This is a genomic window from Citrobacter sp. H12-3-2 (genome assembly GCF_009649895.1).
In the GTDB taxonomy this organism is placed as follows: domain Bacteria; phylum Pseudomonadota; class Gammaproteobacteria; order Enterobacterales; family Enterobacteriaceae; genus Citrobacter; species Citrobacter portucalensis.
Genome location: NZ_CP045837.1, coordinates 3,683,514 through 3,702,405, shown reverse-complemented (window position 1 = coordinate 3,702,405; position 18,892 = coordinate 3,683,514). Strand labels below are relative to the sequence as shown.

Below are 18,892 nucleotides of genomic sequence, written 5' to 3'. Positions count from 1 at the left end.
AGATGGCGTAAGCCGCCATCTGACAAATCTCATCTTTACGCCTGGCTGATGGCCTGCTCAACCTCAAATCGATTGGTGACTTTGCTGTCGATTTTCACGTAGGCCGAATGCTCTTTCGCGACAATTAACACTTCGCTTATTCCTTCTTTAGCCAGCAGACGCTGCTTCAGGGTGTCATCCGCAGCAATTTCAGGTGGGATTTCCACCCGCAGGCTGCTGACATACGGCGGCTCTTTCATTGTACTTGCCACCAATAACCACACTGCCGCCAGAAGCGCACCGGCCAGGAATACGGCCTGACCATCAAACATTTCAACCACCCAACCGCCGAGCGAACCGCCAATCGCCACGCCAAGAAACTGGCTGGTGGAGTAAACGCCCATTGCCGTGCCTTTATAGCCAGCCGGAGACTCTTTACTGATAAGCGAGGGGAGGAGGGCTTCCATCAGGTTGAAGGCGAGGAAGAATATCTGCACGCCCGCAATCAACCCCCAGAAACGCACGTTAGCGCTCCACAATACAATCTCTGCAATAAGAATCAGTAACACGCAGGCGAGGAACACGCGTTTCATGCGGCGCTTCACTTCGGCGTAAATGATGAACGGCACCACGGAAACAAAGGACAGCAGCATCGTCACCAGATAAATTTTCCAGTGCTCTGCGGCGGGGAAGCCTGCTTTCGCCAGTTGGCCTGGTAAGGCGACGAAGGTGGACATCAGTAAAATGTGCAAACACATGATGCCAAAGTTGAGCTTCAGCAGTTTGGGCTCTGCCAGCACTTTGCTGAAGCTGCCTTTTACCATGCCCGACTCGCGGTTCAGCACGTGGGTAGTGCTATTGGGAACGACCCAAATGGTCAGCACGATACCCGTGCTAGCAAGAGCTGCAATCATCCAGAACAGCGCGTGTAGCCCCAGCGCATGGGTAACTATTGGTCCCAGCACCATCGCAATGGCGAAGGTGATACCAAAGCTGACACCGATAAACGCCATCGCTTTGGTACGGTTTTGCTCACGGGTTAAGTCGGAAAGTAGCGCCATTACGGCAGCAGCAATCGCGCCAGAGCCTTGCAAGGCCCGGCCAAGAATAATTCCCCAGATTGAATCGGAGAGAGCAGCAATTATGCTGCCGAGAACAAATACCGCCAGCCCGCCGACAATAAGCGGCTTACGACCGATGCGGTCAGAGAGCAGGCCAAAGGGGATCTGGAAGACGGCTTGAGCCAGACCATATATGCCGATGGCAAGGCCTATCAGCGCTTCGCTGGCACCCTGTAGCGCCATACCGTACGTGGTCAGAACTGGCAGGACCATAAACATGCCAAGCATGCGCAACGAGAATACGGTCCCTAAACCCCAGGTGGCGCGCAACTCACCGGGCGTCATTTTGTAATCGTTCATTCCCACCTCTGTATTAATTTCGCGCCTAGTGTAAAGCGCTAAGCAGGCTGGGTAAATATGCGCTTTATTAACAAATGTTGGGGTTGTGAGGGGCGTCGGCTGGAGACGAAAATGCCGGATAGCGATCTGAACGTAACTTATCCGGCCTACAAGCTATATGCTTTTTGGTAGGCCGGATAAGGCGTCAGCCGCCATCCGGCATAGAAGGTGTGACGATTAACTTACCAGACGTAAGTCAGCAGGTTCTGCGAGTTTGGCACCATAAAGTCGACGGACATCATCACGGAAAGCGCGGTAATGGCGATGATGGAGAAACCGAACAGCTTGCGCGCCCAGACTCTGTCATCTTCCACTTTATAACCACGCAGCGCCATGCCCAACCACCAGACGCTCACCGCCGCGGCAACAATCAGGTATTTATAACCTGCATAGCCGCCCAGGGTTAGCATCAGCGTGGCGATAGCAAACGCCACGATGTACAGCGTGATATGGTTCTTCGCGACCGAAATACCTTTCACCACCGGCAGTACCGGGATGTTGGCAGCCTGATAATCCTTGAAGCGGAAAATCGCAATCGCGTAAGAGTGCGGCATCTGCCACAGGCTGAAAATAGCCAGCAGAATCAGCGCACCGCTATCGAACTCACCGGTTACGGCACAGTAGCCAATCACCGGCGGCGCAGCGCCGGAGAGTGAGCCAATCAGCGTGCCATAAACGGAATGGCGCTTCATGTACAGGCTATAAACGCCCACATAGACCACGAAGCCCATTACCCCCAGCCAGCAAGCCAGAGGGTTCGCGCCAAACCACAGCAGCATAAAGCCAGCAATACCCAGCAGGGTGGCGTATACCAGCGAGACCGCAGGGGAAATCAGACCTTTAACCAGCACGCGGTTTTTGGTCCTCTCCATCTTCCTGTCGATATCCCTGTCGATGTAGTTGTTAAATACACAACCCGACGCCACAACCAGTGACACCCCAACCAGCGTGTAGATAAACAGGGGATAATCAATGCTGCCTTTCGAGGCCAGCAGGAATCCCCCAATCACCGAGATCAGGTTGCCAAAGATGATGCCTGGTTTCGTTACTTGCAGGTATTGCTTAAACATCATAATCGCCGCTCTTAGTGCATCATCATGTTGTAGTTAAGGTTCCACATAATCCAGATGGAGCCCACAACCAGGATGGCGATGATTAGCACAGTAAAGACAAAGGCCGTCATGTTCCAACCTTCATCAGATTTGCTATTCATGTGCAGGAAGCACACCAGGTGCACCAGAATCTGTACCACTGCCATTGCCAGAATAGTTCCCAGAATGACGGCCGGTGAGGCAGAACCTGTCATCACCATCCAAAACGGAATGACCGTCAGGATGATCGACAGGATAAAACCTGTCATGTAGGTTTTTACGCTGCCATGGGATGCGCCGCCGCTCTCGTTAGAATGACTCATTACATCGCCCCCATCAGATAAACAACAGTGAACACACAGATCCACACCACATCCAGGAAGTGCCAGAACAGGCTCAGGCACATGATGCGGGTACGGTTAGTACTGGTCAGACCGCGACGAGCAACTTGCACCATCAGCACCGCCATCCAGATAAGACCGGAGGTGACGTGCAGACCGTGCGTACCGACCAGCGCGAAGAACGCAGACAGGAAGCCGCTGCGATCCGGGCCCATACCGTTAACAATCAGGTGATGGAATTCATAGAGTTCCATCCCGATGAATCCGGCACCGAACAAGAAGGTCAACGCCAGCCAGGAGATAACCTGGCTCTTGTTGTTCTTGTACATGGCAATCGCTGCCATGCCGTAAGTAATGGAGCTGAATAACAGCAGGAATGTTTCAACCAGAACGAACGGCAGTTCAAAAATGTCCTTACCTGTCGGGCCACCTGCGGTGCCGTTCACCAGAACGGCATAGGTTGCAAACAGAATAGAGAACAGAATGCAGTCGCTCATCAGGTAGACCCAGAATCCGAAGATCTTGGTCTGGCCTGCATCGTGGTGCCCGTGTTCGTGCGCGTGGGCAGTCGCGTGCGTTAAAGTATCAGTTGCCATTTTTCAGCCCTGCCTTAGTAATCTCATCGAAATGCTGGTTTTCCAGTTTTTCGACTTCCGGGACCGGCACGTAGTAATCCACGTCTTCATCAAAGCTTTTCACAATCCAGCTGATGATCATGCCTGCGAAGCTTGCAATCGCCAGCCACCAGATATGCCAGATCATGGCGAAACCAAACAGTGTTGCGAAGGCGGTAATGACGATACCGGCACCGCTGTTCTTCGGCATATGAATTTCTTCATAGTGCGCAGGCTGCTTGTACGCTTCACCTTTTTCTTTCATTTCCCAGAAGGCATCACGCTCGTGAACGTGCGGCACAACGGCAAAGTTATAGAACGGTGGCGGGGAAGAGGTTGCCCACTCCAGCGTACGACCACCCCATGGGTCACCGGTCAGGTCACGGTTCTGCTCGCGGTCGCGAATAGAAACGAAGATCTGAATCAGCTGGCACAGGATACCCAGTGCAATCAGCGCGGCGCCGCAGGCGGCAACGACCAGCATCGGATGGAACTGTGGATCAATCTGCTGGCTGAGGCGACGGGTCATACCCATGAAGCCCAGCACGTACAGTGGCATAAATGCTACGAAGAAGCCGATGATCCAGAACCAGAATGCGCGTTTACCCCAGGTTTCGTTCAGCGTGAAGCCAAACGCTTTTGGCCACCAGTAGGTCATACCAGCGAAGCATCCAAATACGACACCGCCGATGATAACGTTATGGAAGTGCGCAATCAGGAACAGACTGTTGTGCAGAACGAAGTCCGCACCCGGCACCGCCAGCAGTACACCGGTCATGCCGCCGACTGAGAAGGTGACGATAAAGCCAATCGTCCACAGCATTGCTGAGTGGAATACGATACGGCCCTGATACATGGTGAACAGCCAGTTGAAGATCTTCACCCCGGTCGGGATGGCGATAATCATGGTGGTGATACCGAAGAAGGCGTTTACGTTAGCGCCTGCACCCATGGTGAAGAAGTGGTGCAGCCAAACAACGAACGACAGAACGGTGATACACACGGTTGCCCACACCAGCGAGGTGTAACCAAACAGACGTTTACGTGAGAAGGTTGCCGCGATTTCGGAGAACACACCGAAGACTGGCAGAACCAGAATGTACACTTCCGGATGGCCCCAGGCCCAAATCAGGTTGATGTACATCATCATGTTGCCGCCCATATCGTTGGTAAAGAAATGGGTGCCCAGATAGCGATCCAGGGTCAGCAACGCGACGGTAACCGTCAGGATTGGGAAAGAAGCGATAATCAGGATGTTTGCACACAGAGATGCCCAGCTAAACACCGGCATCTTGAACATGGTCATTCCTGGTGCACGCATCTTAATGATGGTCACAAAGAAGTTGATACCGGTCAGGGTTGTACCAATACCGGACAACTGGACTGCCCATATCCAATAGTCGACCCCGACGCTTGGACTGTACTCTATTCCCGAAAGTGGCGGATACGCCAGCCAACCGGTCTGCGCGAATTCACCCACGCCCAGAGAAAGGTTAACCAGGATTACGCCGACAACGGTGAACCAGAAGCTCAGGTTGTTCAGGAACGGGAATGCAACGTCACGTGCGCCGATCTGCAGCGGAACCACCAGGTTCATCAGACCGATAACAAATGGCATTGCCACGAAGAAGATCATAATCACGCCGTGAGCCGTGAAGATCTGGTCGTAGTGGTGAGGAGGCAGGAAGCCTGCTTCACCTGCAGAAGCCAGCGCTTGCTGACTACGCATCATGATGGCGTCGGCAAAGCCACGAATCAACATGACGATTGCGACGATGACATACATGATGCCAAGGCGTTTGTGGTCAACCGAGGTTAGCCACTCTTTCCACAGGTAGGTCCACTTACCGAAGTAAGTGATAAGGCCCAGTAAGGCCGCACCACCGATGATAATGGCAGCAATCGTAACCATGACAATAGGTTCATGGAACGGAACTGCATCCAGCGTCAATTTTCCGAACATCGTATTCTTCCTCGGCCCCTTAGTGAGCGGATTCCGCGTGGCTCATGTCCATGCCTTCCATTCCTTCGTGTGCGCTGTGCTCACCTTCGGGTTGGGTCATGTCCATGCTCTTACCGTGAGCCATAAATTTGTTAATAACATCTTTAAACAAATCCGGTTTCACGTTGGAGAAGTATTCCACCTGGTTGTATTCGCTTGGCGCAGCCACTTTCTCGAACGCTGCCATGTCGCTCATGGTGTTCGTGGACTGTTTAGCTTTAGCAACCCATTGGTCGAATTCGGCGCGGTCCTTTGTTGCGATAGCCTTGAACTTCATACCGGAGAAGCCTGGTCCGCTATAACTTGCGGAGATACCATCATAAGTACCGACTTCGTTGGCGATCAGATGCAGTCGAGTCTGCATACCGGCCATGGCATAAATCTGGCTACCCAGACGCGGGATAAAGAAGGAGTTCATCACGGAGTTGGAAGTCACTTTGAATTCAACCGGAGTATTCGCCGGGAAGGCGATTTCATTCACGGTAGCGATACCCTGTTCCGGATAGATGAAGAACCATTTCCAGTCCATGGAAACCACTTCGATGGTAATGGGCTTCTCGTCATGCGCCAGCGGTTTGCTTGGCTCAAGAGCGTGAGTGGTTTTCCAGGTCAGAACGGCAAGGAAAATGATGATTAAGATCGGCACCGTCCAGACCACAGCTTCCACTTTATTGGAGTGTGACCAGTTCGGGCTGTACTTCGCATCTTTATTGCTTGCACGATACTTCCAGGCAAAACCAACAGCCATCAAGATGGCGGGAATAACGACAATCAACATCAGGCCAAATGCCGTCAGTATCAATGACCGTTGTTCCAGTCCAATCTGTCCTTTAGGGTCAAGCAGCGCAGAATTACAGCCACTGAGTAATGCAGTGCCTGCAATTAATGACAACCATCCCAAACTTTTATTGTATTTCCTGAGTCTCATTTAACGACCTCAATTCCACGGGACCGGGTGGCGTTTAAAGTGTGAGGGCATTTTACGGGAAGGTTACATTACTGTAAACATCTCTAGATCTGTGTTACTGGGTTCTGCCGTGCATGTCACATATGTTGCAATATATGTCGCTTTGGCTTTAAGAACCTGTTGCAACATCACGTTATAACGAAAGCGGGCAGGTGGGGGGCGTACTGAGGGCAATTGGTATAACCAATACGAAAATAAAACAATTGCTTAACAATTGATTATCAATAAAAGGACAATTGAGGAACAAAAAATAAATCTTTCTTGGCTGAATCGAGTAAGGAAAATAGTATATATAAAAGGCGTCAATAATTTCCAAATTCTTTGGCGCACAAAATAACAAATATTATTTTTAGCAGTTGTTGCTTATTTCGCCGTTATAATTACGTAGGGTGATTACAACGACCAAATATGCTCGTCATACTTCAAGCTACGGGTGTGTTGGCTTTCCTCGCTCACCCCAGTCACTTACTTATGTAAGCTCCTGGGGATTTGCTGCGTCGCCGCGTGATTCGGCCTCTCGGCCTCTCCCCTACGGGGCCAGCGCAAGCGCTGTTCAAAACGCTCACGCCTTTTGTCCCGTAACTCGAATTATTTAGAGCATAAATATGCAACATCATGCCAGACGGGTTTTGCGCAATGCCAGATAATCAAGCAATCCACCAAAAACGACCCCGCAGACCGCGACTACCACTGAGACTTCAAGCAGTTCCGGCAGGAAGGAGAAGTTGGTGTAATCCAGCGCGTTCATGGTTAACAGCAGCAGCCAAACCAGCAGCAGGCAGCAGCCCGCAACTAGCGTCATTAATGCCAGACTGTATGCTCCACGAAATTCCGTGCGCGGAATGAAGCTTTCATTTTGCCAGCTATGTTCCAGGGTCTGGCGACATACCAGCAGCAGTATCAGGCCGGGGATCGCGGCAAATACGGAGAACAGATAAAACGTCGGCCAGCCGTGTGCTTCGACAAACCAACCCGCTACCGGGCCAACGTAAACGCGACCAACGGCTGAAAGCGCGGAGAGCAGGGCGAACTGGGTCGCTGAGAAGGACTTATTGCACAGCGTCATTAATAAAGCGACAAATGCCGCCGTGCCCATTCCGCCGCACAGGTTTTCAAAGAAGACGGCCGCCGCCATGCTGAACATGTGTTTGTCAGTGATGGACAGTAGCCAGTAGCCCGCATTCGACGCCCCTTGCAGGATGCCGAAAATAAGCAATGCGCGGAACAGAGAGAGGCGCTGCATCAGGATCCCACCGTACAGCGCGCCAACAATGGTCGCCAGTAGCCCCAGCGTCTTATTCACCACGCCAACTTCACCCGCATCAAACCCAACGCCGCGGATTAAAAAGGTGGTGGTCAGGCTCATGGCGAAAGCATCCCCGAGCTTATACAGCACAATAAGCAGCAGGATCAGCCATGCGTTGTTACGACCAAAGAAGTCTCGCAGCGGAGCCGCAACTGCCTGTTCCAGCGTTTTAGGCACCGGAATGGTGTCAGTTGGTTCAGGTGCTAACAGAGTGGCGATGATACAGGGAATCAACAGTGCAGCCATCAGCCAGTACATCCCTTGCCAGCCCAGCCAGCGATCGGCCATCCACAAGGCCAATCCGCCTGAAACCAGCATCCCTAATCGATAGCCCAGCACGCTGATAGCCGCGCCGGTACCGCGGTCTTCTGCGGGCAATACGTCGGTTTTCCAGGCATCAAAGACGATATCCTGCGATGCCGAGCAAAAAGCGATCACTACTGCGAGTGCGGCCATCCAGCGTAACTGTGTGCCAGGCTCCAGAAAGCCCATCGCAGCGATAGAAATTAACAACAGCACCTGGGTCGCCAGCAGCCAGCCGCGACGTCGACCTAAAAACGGTGGCGTGTAACGGTCCATCAACGGGGACCAGAGAAATTTAAATACGTAGGCCTGACCGACCAGGGAAAAGAAACCGATGGTTTTAAGATCGATATTCTCGACTGTCATCCACGCCTGAAGCGTACCGGAGGTGAGTGCGAGCGGTAAACCGGAGGCGAACCCCAGAATGAGCAGGATAGCTGAACGTGGTTGCTGAAAAATACGTAAGTATTGACTGGACATGGGCTTCTATAGGCCCGACGAACGCCGGGCCATATGGGCAGAAATTAACGAGCGTTCTGCTTGATGAAATCGTGAACGCTGGTGTCCTGAGACATATCAGCGATGGTGTCGGTCAGCACGCTGTTAACGGCATCAGCGATATTTTTGTTAGAGGCTTGCAGTGCACCTTCAACAGAATAGCTTGCGCGGTAGTTTTTGGTCATCTTGTTGCCGTTGGCGGCGGTAGCAATGATGGCGATGTCTGCTTTGGTGGCGATGTTATAGCGCACGCTACCCTGAGACACGTCAGCATACAGCTGGCTAACAATGATTTGCAGGTTGACTGCACCGTTCGGTCCAATCATATAACCGCGTGCGGTCATCTGTTTTTCCAGTACTTCTTGCAGCAGGAAACGCAGGTCGCGGGATGCGGTCAGGGTCACCAACTGGTTGTCGCGGGTGACTTTTGCCAGCGCTTGATCCTGGCGCTGGTCGGCTCCGTTGATGCTAACGGTCACACCCATCAGGCTTGGGTCCTGCTGCGGCAGGGTAATTTTCGGGGAGACTTCAATAGTGGTCGGCGGTGTTGCGCATCCAGCTAACATAAACAGCGCGACAAACGGGACGAGGATTTTTTTAAACATGCCAGGGCTCTCAGCGAATCTAAATTGTATGGTTAGAGAAAATTCCCGCCATCATAACATCGCCAACGATGAGGGGAAGTGGGTAACGCATGTAAATTCATTGTGTTGTCCGTTTTATGACTTTGTGGAGACTATAAACGGACTTTTTGCAATAAATTGGAGTGAGGAATCAGTGAACTTCATCCGTTTGAATGAGAAAATCAGACAAGCGCTAATTTTTGTTGCTAAGGTGTAATGAAAACGGTAAAAGCGGCTAGTATTTAAAGGGATGGGTGACATCTCAGCGTTGTCGGAGGAAAAATTTCATGATGATTCGTGAGCAAATAGAAGAAAAATTAAGGGCAGCGTTCGAACCCGTGTTCCTCGAAGTTGTGGATGAAAGCTATCGTCACAATGTCCCGGCTGGTTCTGAAAGCCACTTTAAGGTTGTACTGGTTAGCGATCGCTTTACAGGTGAACGTTTTCTTAATCGTCATCGGATGATTTACAGCACGTTAACGGCGGAGCTTTCCACAACCGTTCATGCGCTTGCCCTGCATACATACACTATTAAGGAGTGGGAAGCGTTGCAGGATACGATTTTTGCATCGCCTCCGTGTCGTGGGGCGGGAAGCATCGCGTAAAAACGGATTTGCAACAACCGACGCTTTTCCAGTATGTTGCTACAGATTATGTGAAAACGGCCTGCGGGCCGTTTTGTTTTGTCTGAATTCTGGGGCAGTCGTACAGTATTCAGACAAAAATTAGCCGGGAATTGTGAAAAAAGCCGCAGCAACGCGCGATAACCGTTCTCGACTCATAAAAGTGATGCCGCTATAATGCGCGTCTTATTTTTCGGAATGTCTTCGGGATGATTCTGACGACAGGGAATGTGATTGCTTATGAGAACATCCCAGTTCCGCGAAGCCAACAACCTGTGCTTGCGGAGAAGAGTTGACCGAGCACTGTGATTTTTTGAGGTAACAAGATGCAAGTTTCAGTTGAAACCACTCAAGGCCTTGGCCGCCGTGTAACGATTACTATCGCTGCTGACAGCATCGAGACCGCTGTGAAAAGCGAGCTGGTCAACGTAGCGAAGAAAGTGCGTATTGACGGTTTCCGCAAAGGAAAAGTACCGATGAATGTTGTTGCTCAGCGTTATGGCGCGTCTGTTCGCCAGGACGTTCTGGGTGACCTGATGAGCCGCAACTTCGTTGACGCGATCATCAAAGAAAAAATCAATCCGGCTGGCGCACCGAACTACGTTCCGGGCGAATACAAACTGGGTGAAGATTTTACTTACGCGGTAGAGTTTGAAGTTTACCCGGAAGTTGAGCTGACTGGCCTGGAAGCAATCGAAGTTGAAAAACCGGTTGTTGAAGTTACCGACGCTGACGTTGACGTAATGCTGGACACCCTGCGCAAGCAGCAGGCTACCTGGAAAGACAAAGACGGCGCTGCTGATGCAGAAGACCGTGTAACCATCGACTTCACCGGTTCTGTAGACGGCGAAGAGTTCGAAGGCGGCAAAGCGTCTGACTTCGTACTGGCGATGGGCCAGGGTCGTATGATCCCGGGCTTTGAAGAAGGCGTTAAAGGCCACAAAGCTGGCGAAGAGTTCACTATCGACGTGACCTTCCCGGAAGAATACCACGCTGAAAACCTGAAAGGTAAAGCTGCGAAGTTCGTTATCAACCTGAAGAAAGTTGAAGAACGCGAACTGCCGGAACTGACTGAAGAGTTCATCAAACGTTTCGGCGTTGAAGATGGTTCCGTAGCAGGTCTGCGCGCTGAAGTCCGTAAAAACATGGAACGCGAGCTGAAAGGCGCTGTGCGTAACCGCGTTAAGTCTCAGGCGATCGAAGGTCTGGTAAAAGCTAACGACATCGACGTTCCGGCTGCTCTGATCGACAGCGAAATCGACGTTCTGCGTCGTCAGGCTGCACAACGTTTCGGCGGCAACGAGAAACAAGCTCTGGAACTGCCGCGTGAACTGTTCGAAGAACAGGCTAAGCGTCGCGTAGTTGTTGGTCTGCTGCTGGGCGAAGTGATTCGTACCAACGAACTGAAAGCTGACGAAGATCGCGTTAAAGGCCTGATCGAAGAGATGGCTTCTGCTTACGAAGATCCGAAAGAAGTTGTTGAGTTCTACAGCAAAAACAAAGAGCTGATGGACAACATGCGTAACGTCGCTCTGGAAGAGCAGGCTGTTGAAGCCGTTCTGGCGAAAGCGAAAGTGACTGAAAAAGCCACTTCCTTCAACGAACTGATGAACCAGCAGGCGTAATTCGTCGCTTTTTTAGCTCGAATTTCGTACGCAAGCCCGTCACCTTTTGGTGGCGGGTTTTTTTTTGTCACGCATTTTGCATGGGAAGAGTGCGAAAACAGCGTTTCAGTGTTAGCGTTACAACAAAAGATTGTTATGCTTGAATTATGGCGATGTCGTACCCATTACTGAGGGACTAGCTGATAATCCGTCCATAAGGTTACAATCAGCACAGCAGGTTTTTTCAAATTTTATCCAGGAGACGGAAATGTCATACAGCGGCGAACGAGATAACTTTGCACCCCATATGGCGCTGGTGCCGATGGTCATTGAACAGACCTCACGTGGTGAGCGCTCTTTTGATATCTATTCTCGTCTACTTAAGGAACGCGTCATTTTTCTGACCGGCCAGGTCGAAGACCATATGGCTAACCTGATCGTGGCGCAGATGCTGTTCCTGGAAGCAGAAAACCCAGAAAAAGATATCTACCTGTACATCAACTCCCCTGGTGGAGTGATCACTGCCGGGATGTCTATCTATGACACCATGCAGTTTATTAAGCCGGACGTCAGCACCATTTGTATGGGCCAGGCGGCCTCAATGGGTGCGTTCCTGCTGACCGCCGGGGCGAAAGGCAAACGTTTTTGCCTGCCTAACTCTCGCGTCATGATCCACCAGCCTCTGGGCGGTTACCAGGGCCAGGCAACGGATATTGAAATTCATGCCCGTGAAATCCTGAAGGTAAAAGGGCGCATGAACGAACTTATGGCGCATCATACGGGTCAATCTCTTGAGCAGATTGAACGTGATACCGAGCGCGATCGCTTCCTCTCCGCTTCTGAAGCGGTAGAGTACGGTCTGGTCGACTCGATTTTGACCCATCGTAATTAATGCCCAGTGCGCAGGTGTGCCGCTATAATTACCTGGAGCGGCACAACGCTGACTAGCGTCTTGCGCCTGAGAATGGCATTTGCGTCGTCGTGTGCGGCACAAAGAACAAAGAAGAGGTTTTGACCCATGACAGATAAACGCAAAGATGGCTCGGGCAAATTGTTGTACTGCTCTTTTTGCGGCAAAAGCCAGCATGAAGTGCGTAAGCTGATTGCCGGTCCATCCGTGTATATCTGCGACGAATGTGTTGATTTATGCAACGACATCATTCGCGAAGAGATTAAGGAAGTAGCACCGCACCGTGAACGCAGTGCGCTGCCGACGCCACATGAAATTCGCAACCACCTGGACGATTACGTTATCGGTCAGGAGCAGGCGAAGAAAGTGCTGGCGGTCGCGGTATACAACCATTACAAACGTCTGCGCAACGGCGACACCAGCAATGGCGTCGAGTTGGGCAAAAGTAACATCCTGCTGATTGGCCCGACGGGTTCCGGTAAAACGCTGCTGGCTGAAACGCTGGCGCGCCTGCTGGACGTTCCGTTCACCATGGCTGATGCCACCACGCTGACCGAAGCCGGTTATGTGGGTGAAGATGTTGAAAATATTATTCAGAAGCTGTTGCAGAAGTGCGATTACGACGTGCAGAAAGCACAGCGTGGGATCGTCTATATCGATGAGATCGACAAGATTTCTCGTAAGTCTGATAACCCATCTATTACCCGTGACGTTTCCGGCGAAGGCGTACAGCAGGCGCTGTTGAAACTGATCGAAGGGACGGTTGCTGCCGTTCCGCCACAGGGTGGTCGTAAACATCCTCAGCAGGAATTCCTGCAGGTTGATACCTCCAAGATCCTGTTTATCTGCGGTGGTGCATTTGCCGGTCTGGATAAAGTCATTGCTAACCGTGTTGAAACCGGCTCCGGCATTGGTTTTGGCGCAACGGTAAAAGCACAGTCTGATAAAGCCAGCGAAGGTGAACTGCTGTCGCAGGTCGAACCGGAAGATCTGATCAAATTTGGTCTGATCCCTGAGTTCATCGGTCGTCTGCCGGTTGTGGCAACGCTGAGCGAGCTGAGCGAAGAAGCGTTGATCCAGATCCTCAAAGAGCCGAAAAACGCCCTGACCAAGCAGTACCAGGCGCTGTTCAATCTTGAAGGTGTCGATCTGGAATTCCGTGAGGAAGCGCTGGATGCGATCGCCAAGAAAGCGATGGCGCGTAAAACCGGTGCTCGTGGCCTGCGTTCTATCGTCGAAGCTGCGCTGCTCGACACCATGTACGATCTGCCTTCTATGGAAGACGTCGAAAAAGTGGTGATCGATGAGTCGGTGATTGGCGGTCAGAGCAAGCCATTGCTGATTTACGGTAAGCCGGAAGCGCAGCAGGCATCTGGCGAATAATTCATCAATTCATACAGACATTTAATTAAAAAGGGGGGATTTTATCTCCCCTTTTATTTTTCCGTAAACATGGCGTTGAATGTGTGGGAAACATCCCCATATACTGACATACATGTTAAAGGTGGTGTGAAGCACAGTCGTACCATCTGATTACCTGGCGGAAACTAAACTAAGAGAGAGCTCTATGAATCCTGAGCGTTCTGAACGCATTGAAATCCCCGTATTGCCGTTGCGCGATGTGGTGGTTTATCCGCACATGGTCATACCCTTATTTGTAGGGCGGGAAAAATCTATCCGTTGTCTGGAAGCGGCTATGGACCATGATAAAAAAATCATGCTGGTCGCACAGAAAGAAGCGTCAACGGATGAGCCGGGTGTAAACGATCTTTTCACCGTCGGGACCGTGGCCTCTATTTTGCAGATGCTGAAACTGCCTGACGGCACCGTAAAAGTGCTGGTCGAGGGGTTACAGCGTGCGCGTATTTCTGCGCTGTCTGACAACGGCGAGCATTTCTCTGCGAAAGCAGAGTACCTTGACTCGCCTGCTATTGATGAGCGCGAACAGGAAGTGCTGGTGCGTACCGCTATCAGCCAGTTCGAAGGCTATATCAAGCTGAACAAGAAAATCCCACCAGAAGTGCTGACGTCGCTGAACAGCATTGACGATCCTGCACGTCTGGCGGATACCATCGCTGCACACATGCCGCTGAAGCTGGCTGACAAGCAGTCCGTGCTGGAGATGTCCGACGTTAACGAACGTCTGGAATATCTGATGGCGATGATGGAGTCTGAAATCGATCTGCTGCAGGTTGAGAAACGCATTCGCAACCGCGTGAAAAAGCAGATGGAAAAATCTCAGCGCGAGTACTATCTGAACGAGCAGATGAAAGCTATTCAGAAAGAACTCGGTGAGATGGACGATGCACCGGACGAAAACGAAGCGTTGAAGCGTAAAATCGACGCGGCGAAAATGCCGAAAGAGGCAAAAGAGAAAGCGGAAGCAGAACTGCAGAAGCTGAAAATGATGTCTCCTATGTCGGCGGAAGCGACCGTGGTGCGTGGCTACATCGACTGGATGGTACAGGTGCCGTGGAATGCGCGTAGCAAGGTCAAAAAAGACCTGCGTCAGGCGCAGGAAATCCTCGATACCGACCATTATGGTCTGGAGCGCGTCAAAGACCGTATCCTTGAGTACCTCGCGGTTCAAAGCCGTGTAAATAAAATCAAGGGGCCGATCCTGTGTCTGGTTGGACCGCCGGGGGTAGGTAAAACCTCTCTGGGGCAGTCCATCGCTAAGGCAACTGGGCGTAAATACATCCGTATGGCGCTGGGCGGCGTGCGTGATGAAGCCGAAATTCGTGGTCACCGCCGGACCTATATCGGTTCTATGCCGGGTAAACTGATCCAGAAAATGGCCAAAGTAGGCGTTAAAAACCCGCTGTTCCTGCTTGATGAGATCGACAAAATGTCTTCCGACATGCGTGGCGATCCGGCTTCCGCACTGCTTGAGGTGCTGGATCCAGAGCAGAACGTGGCGTTCAGCGATCACTACCTGGAAGTGGACTACGATCTCAGCGACGTAATGTTTGTTGCGACCTCTAACTCCATGAATATTCCGGCACCGTTGCTGGATCGTATGGAAGTGATCCGTCTGTCCGGTTATACCGAAGACGAAAAGCTGAACATTGCCAAACGTCACCTGTTGCCGAAACAGATTGAGCGTAATGCGCTGAAAAAAGGTGAGCTGACGGTCGACGATAGCGCCATTGTGGGCATTATTCGTTACTACACCCGTGAAGCAGGCGTACGTAGTCTGGAACGTGAAATCTCTAAACTGTGCCGTAAAGCGGTGAAACAGCTGCTGCTGGATAAATCGCTGAAACATATTGAGATCAATGGCGACAACCTGCACGATTATCTGGGTGTACAGCGCTTTGACTATGGCCGCGCGGACAACGAAAACCGCGTTGGTCAGGTGACGGGGCTGGCGTGGACGGAAGTTGGCGGCGATCTGCTGACTATCGAAACCGCCTGCGTACCGGGTAAAGGTAAGTTGACCTACACCGGTTCTCTGGGTGAAGTCATGCAGGAGTCGATTCAGGCTGCGCTGACCGTGGTGCGCGCGCGTGCGGAAAAACTGGGTATTAACCCGGACTTTTACGAAAAACGCGACATCCACGTTCACGTACCTGAAGGGGCTACGCCGAAAGACGGTCCAAGTGCGGGTATTGCTATGTGTACTGCGCTGGTTTCTTGTCTTACCGGTAACCCAGTTCGCGCCGACGTGGCGATGACGGGTGAGATCACCCTGCGTGGTCAGGTTCTGCCTATCGGTGGTTTGAAAGAAAAACTGCTGGCGGCACACCGTGGCGGCATTAAGACGGTCTTAATTCCCGATGAGAACAAACGTGACCTGGAAGAGATTCCGGACAACGTAATTGCCGATCTTAATATTCACCCGGTGAAACGTATTGAGGAAGTTCTGACTCTTGCGTTGCAAAATGAACCCTCTGGAATGCAGGTTGTGACGGCAAAATAGTGACCTCGCGCAAAGAGCATTAATAAAAACAGGGCTGGCAGGCCATTTCGGGCTTGCCAGCCTTTTTTTGTATAGCTAATTTAGATAACGGATTAGGCTTGCCATCATTAACGGGTGTTGTAAGGGCATGGCAGGCCTGATATAACTGCTGCGCGGTCGCACTTTGAAGGATTCAGGTGCGATATAAATTATAAAGAGGAAGAGAAGAGTGAATAAATCTCAACTGATCGACAAAATTGCTGCAGGGGCTGATATCTCTAAAGCTGCGGCTGGACGTGCGTTAGATGCAATTATTGCTTCTGTTACCGAATCTCTGAAAGAAGGTGATGACGTAGCGCTGGTAGGTTTTGGTACTTTTGCCGTTAAAGAGCGTGCTGCCCGTACTGGTCGCAACCCGCAAACAGGTAAAGAGATCACCATCGCCGCGGCTAAAGTACCGGGCTTCCGTGCAGGTAAAGCACTGAAAGACGCGGTAAACTAAGTGATTTCCCCTTTGGGGATGTGACGAAGTACAAGGGCGCATCGACTGATGTGCCTTTTTTATTTGTAATTCCGGTACTTTCTACGCGTTGTGGGCTGACAATTGCCCCTGTTTCTTGTCACAATAGACCTTTGTGCGCAGCGTTCAGGAAACGCTATGCTGCGTGAAGCATATATACTCAAAATCCTTGTTGCCGTTGTTGTCATCAACGCGGGGGCAGCAGAGAGGATAACGCGTATAGTCATCTACAGCGGAGTGTGGTTACACCATGATGGACAGCTTACGCACGGCTGCTAACAGTCTCGTGCTCAAGATTATTTTCGGTATCATTATCGTGTCGTTCATTTTGACCGGCGTGAGTGGTTACCTGATTGGCGGAGGCAATAACTTCGCCGCCAAAGTGAATGGCCAGGAGATCAGCCGCGGGCAGTTCGAGAATGCGTTCAACAGCGAACGTAACCGCATGCAGCAACAGCTGGGCGATCAATACTCCGAGCTGGCCGCGAACGAAGGTTATATGAAAACGCTGCGTCAGCAGGTGCTGAATCGTCTTGTTGACGAAGCACTGCTGGATCAGTATTCCCGCGAGCTTAAGCTCAACATCAGCGACGATCAGGTTAAACAGGCCATTTTCGCCACGCCTGCGTTCCAGGTGGACGGCAAGTTTGATAACAACCGCTACAACGCGATTGTCAATCAAATGGGAATGACTGCAGACCAGTACGCTCAGGCATTACGTAATCAGCTTACGACACAGCAGCTGATTAACGGTGTTGCCGGTACGGACTTCATGCTGAAAGGTGAAACGGACGAACTGGCGGCGCTGGTCGCACAGCAGCGTATCGTGCGCGAGGCGACGATTGACGTTAACGCACTGGCCGCGAAGCAGTCTGTTACCGAGCAGGAAGTTGCCAGCTACTACGAGCAGAATAAAAACAACTTTATGACTCCGGAACAGTTCCGCGTGAGCTACATCAAGCTGGACGCTGCTGCAATGCAGGAGACGGCCAGCGATGCTGATATTCAGTCTTACTATGACCAGCATCAGGATCAGTTCACTCAGCCGCAGCGTAACCGCTACAGCATCATTCAGACCAAAACGGAAGATGAAGCCAAAGCGGTACTGGACGAGCTGAACAAAGGCGGTGATTTTGCTGCGCTGGCGAAAGAAAAATCTGCCGATATCATCTCTGCCCGTAAAGGCGGCGATATGGGATGGCTGGAAGATTCCACCACCCCGGATGAGCTGAAAAATGCTGGTCTGAAAGAAAAAGGCCAACTGTCTGGCGTAATTAAGTCTTCCGTTGGTTTCCTCGTTGCGCGTCTTGACGACGTACAGCCTGCGCAAGTTAAACCGCTGAGCGAAGCCCGTGACGAGATTGCGGCAAAAGTGAAGCAGGAAAAAGCGCTGGATGCGTACTATGCGCTGCAGCAGAAAGTCAGCGACGCGGCCAGCAATGATAACGAATCTCTGGCGGGTGCAGAGCAGGCTGCGGGTATGAAAGCGGTTGAAACGGGCTGGTTTAGCCGTGACAGCCTGCCGGAAGAACTGAATTTCAAACCAGTCGCTGACATCATTTTCAATGGTGGTCTGGTTGGTGAGAACGGTACGCCTGGCAGTAACTCCGATATCATCACCGTGGACGGCGATCGTGCGTTCGTGCTGCGTATTGCAGAGCACAAAGCCGAAGCCGTGAAGCCACTGGCTGAAGTGAAAGAGCAGGTAACTGCGCTCGTTAAGCACAATAAAGCAGAGCAGCAGGCGAAGCTTGATGCCGATAAACTGCTGGCGGATCTGAAAGCCGGTAAAGGCGATGAAGCGATGAAAGCGGCGGGTCTGAGCTTTGGTGAGGCGAAAACGCTGAGCCGTACGGGTCAGGATCCGCTGAGCCAGGCTGCCTTTGGTCTGAGCCTGCCGGCGAAAGACAAACCGAGCTACGGCGTCGCGAACGACATGCAGGGTAACGTTGTTCTGTTGGCGTTGGACGAGGTGAAAGCTGGTTCTATGCCTGAAGCGCAGAAGAAAGCGATGGTTCAGGGGATCACTCAGAACAACGCGCAGATTGTCTTTGAAGCGCTGATGAGCAACCTGCGTAAAGCTGCAAAAATTAAAATCGGGGATGCGCTGGAACAGCAGCAATAACCGAGGCAGTTCGCAAAAAATTGCA

General features: G+C 51.6%; 15 protein-coding genes. 7 read left to right on the top strand and 8 right to left on the bottom strand.

What is annotated here, in order from left to right:
- Positions 1-35: 35 nt before the first annotated feature.
- The 8 genes from GHC22_RS17745 to GHC22_RS17710 form a co-directional block, all read right to left on the bottom strand.
- Complete coding sequence (locus GHC22_RS17745) at positions 36-1,400, bottom strand: MFS transporter (RefSeq protein ID WP_137377087.1); 1,365 nt, start codon at positions 1,398-1,400, stop codon at positions 36-38.
- Between the two features lie 221 nt (positions 1,401-1,621).
- Positions 1,622-2,512, bottom strand: a complete 891-nt coding sequence (cyoE, locus tag GHC22_RS17740) for a heme o synthase (protein ID WP_003831005.1) — start codon at positions 2,510-2,512, stop codon at positions 1,622-1,624.
- 11 nt (positions 2,513-2,523) lie between these two features.
- On the bottom strand, positions 2,524-2,853 hold the full coding sequence (locus tag GHC22_RS17735) for a cytochrome o ubiquinol oxidase subunit IV (protein WP_003831006.1): 330 nt from the start codon (positions 2,851-2,853) through the stop codon (positions 2,524-2,526).
- Entirely contained in the window at positions 2,853-3,467 is a 615-nt protein-coding gene (locus tag GHC22_RS17730; protein WP_003831007.1) for a cytochrome o ubiquinol oxidase subunit III, read from the bottom strand. The genes GHC22_RS17735 and GHC22_RS17730 overlap by 1 nt, the downstream gene beginning before the upstream one ends.
- Positions 3,457-5,448, bottom strand: a complete 1,992-nt coding sequence (gene cyoB, locus GHC22_RS17725; protein ID WP_003831008.1) for a cytochrome o ubiquinol oxidase subunit I — start codon at positions 5,446-5,448, stop codon at positions 3,457-3,459. Before cyoB ends, GHC22_RS17730 begins: the two co-directional genes overlap by 11 nt.
- Positions 5,449-5,467: 19 nt before the next feature.
- Entirely contained in the window at positions 5,468-6,415 is a 948-nt protein-coding gene (gene cyoA, locus GHC22_RS17720) for a cytochrome o ubiquinol oxidase subunit II (RefSeq protein ID WP_032942534.1), read from the bottom strand.
- A 652-nt stretch (positions 6,416-7,067) separates the two neighbouring features.
- A complete protein-coding gene (gene ampG, locus GHC22_RS17715) occupies positions 7,068-8,543 on the bottom strand; it encodes a muropeptide MFS transporter AmpG (RefSeq protein ID WP_048214791.1) in 1,476 nt (491 codons plus the stop codon).
- A gap of 44 nt (positions 8,544-8,587) precedes the next feature.
- A complete protein-coding gene (locus GHC22_RS17710; protein ID WP_016152050.1) occupies positions 8,588-9,166 on the bottom strand; it encodes a lipoprotein in 579 nt (192 codons plus the stop codon).
- 305 nt (positions 9,167-9,471) lie between these two features.
- Between GHC22_RS17710 and bolA the strand changes: the two genes are divergently transcribed.
- The 7 genes from bolA (at position 9,472) to ppiD (ending at position 18,867) form a co-directional block, all read left to right on the top strand.
- A complete protein-coding gene (bolA, locus tag GHC22_RS17705) occupies positions 9,472-9,789 on the top strand; it encodes a transcriptional regulator BolA (RefSeq protein WP_003021619.1) in 318 nt (105 codons plus the stop codon).
- Positions 9,790-10,133: 344 nt separating this feature from the next.
- Positions 10,134-11,432 carry a trigger factor gene (gene tig / locus GHC22_RS17700; RefSeq protein ID WP_003021622.1) on the top strand — a complete coding sequence of 433 codons (1,299 nt, stop codon included), beginning with the start codon at positions 10,134-10,136 and terminating at the stop codon, positions 11,430-11,432.
- A 247-nt stretch (positions 11,433-11,679) separates the two neighbouring features.
- The gene (clpP, locus tag GHC22_RS17695) at positions 11,680-12,303 is read left to right on the top strand and encodes an ATP-dependent Clp endopeptidase proteolytic subunit ClpP (RefSeq protein WP_003021624.1); all 624 of its coding nucleotides are present in this window, start codon (positions 11,680-11,682) and stop codon (positions 12,301-12,303) included.
- 126 nt (positions 12,304-12,429) lie between these two features.
- Positions 12,430-13,704 (top strand): ATP-dependent protease ATP-binding subunit ClpX, encoded by a 1,275-nt coding sequence (clpX, locus tag GHC22_RS17690; protein ID WP_003831013.1) that lies wholly within the window; start codon positions 12,430-12,432, stop codon positions 13,702-13,704.
- Between the two features lie 184 nt (positions 13,705-13,888).
- The gene (gene lon, locus GHC22_RS17685; RefSeq protein WP_003831014.1) at positions 13,889-16,243 is read left to right on the top strand and encodes an endopeptidase La; all 2,355 of its coding nucleotides are present in this window, start codon (positions 13,889-13,891) and stop codon (positions 16,241-16,243) included.
- Between the two features lie 208 nt (positions 16,244-16,451).
- Entirely contained in the window at positions 16,452-16,724 is a 273-nt protein-coding gene (hupB, locus tag GHC22_RS17680) for a nucleoid-associated protein HU-beta (RefSeq protein WP_003021629.1), read from the top strand.
- A gap of 268 nt (positions 16,725-16,992) precedes the next feature.
- The gene (gene ppiD / locus GHC22_RS17675; protein WP_003831016.1) at positions 16,993-18,867 is read left to right on the top strand and encodes a peptidylprolyl isomerase; all 1,875 of its coding nucleotides are present in this window, start codon (positions 16,993-16,995) and stop codon (positions 18,865-18,867) included.
- Positions 18,868-18,892: the final 25 nt, after the last annotated feature.

Excerpts from the sequence above, each read along its gene's own strand:
- GHC22_RS17745 (WP_137377087.1), bottom strand. The coding sequence starts at position 1,400 with ATGAACGATTACAAAATGACGCCCGGTGAGTTGCGCGCCACCTGGGGT.
- cyoE (WP_003831005.1), bottom strand. The coding sequence starts at position 2,512 with ATGATGTTTAAGCAATACCTGCAAGTAACGAAACCAGGCATCATCTTT.
- GHC22_RS17735 (WP_003831006.1), bottom strand. The coding sequence starts at position 2,853 with ATGAGTCATTCTAACGAGAGCGGCGGCGCATCCCATGGCAGCGTAAAA.
- GHC22_RS17730 (WP_003831007.1), bottom strand. The coding sequence starts at position 3,467 with ATGGCAACTGATACTTTAACGCACGCGACTGCCCACGCGCACGAACAC.
- cyoB (WP_003831008.1), bottom strand. The coding sequence starts at position 5,448 with ATGTTCGGAAAATTGACGCTGGATGCAGTTCCGTTCCATGAACCTATT.
- cyoA (WP_032942534.1), bottom strand. The coding sequence starts at position 6,415 with ATGAGACTCAGGAAATACAATAAAAGTTTGGGATGGTTGTCATTAATT.
- ampG (WP_048214791.1), bottom strand. The coding sequence starts at position 8,543 with ATGTCCAGTCAATACTTACGTATTTTTCAGCAACCACGTTCAGCTATC.
- GHC22_RS17710 (WP_016152050.1), bottom strand. The coding sequence starts at position 9,166 with ATGTTTAAAAAAATCCTCGTCCCGTTTGTCGCGCTGTTTATGTTAGCT.
- bolA (WP_003021619.1), top strand. The coding sequence starts at position 9,472 with ATGATGATTCGTGAGCAAATAGAAGAAAAATTAAGGGCAGCGTTCGAA.
- tig (WP_003021622.1), top strand. The coding sequence starts at position 10,134 with ATGCAAGTTTCAGTTGAAACCACTCAAGGCCTTGGCCGCCGTGTAACG.
- clpP (WP_003021624.1), top strand. The coding sequence starts at position 11,680 with ATGTCATACAGCGGCGAACGAGATAACTTTGCACCCCATATGGCGCTG.
- clpX (WP_003831013.1), top strand. The coding sequence starts at position 12,430 with ATGACAGATAAACGCAAAGATGGCTCGGGCAAATTGTTGTACTGCTCT.
- lon (WP_003831014.1), top strand. The coding sequence starts at position 13,889 with ATGAATCCTGAGCGTTCTGAACGCATTGAAATCCCCGTATTGCCGTTG.
- ppiD (WP_003831016.1), top strand. The coding sequence starts at position 16,993 with ATGATGGACAGCTTACGCACGGCTGCTAACAGTCTCGTGCTCAAGATT.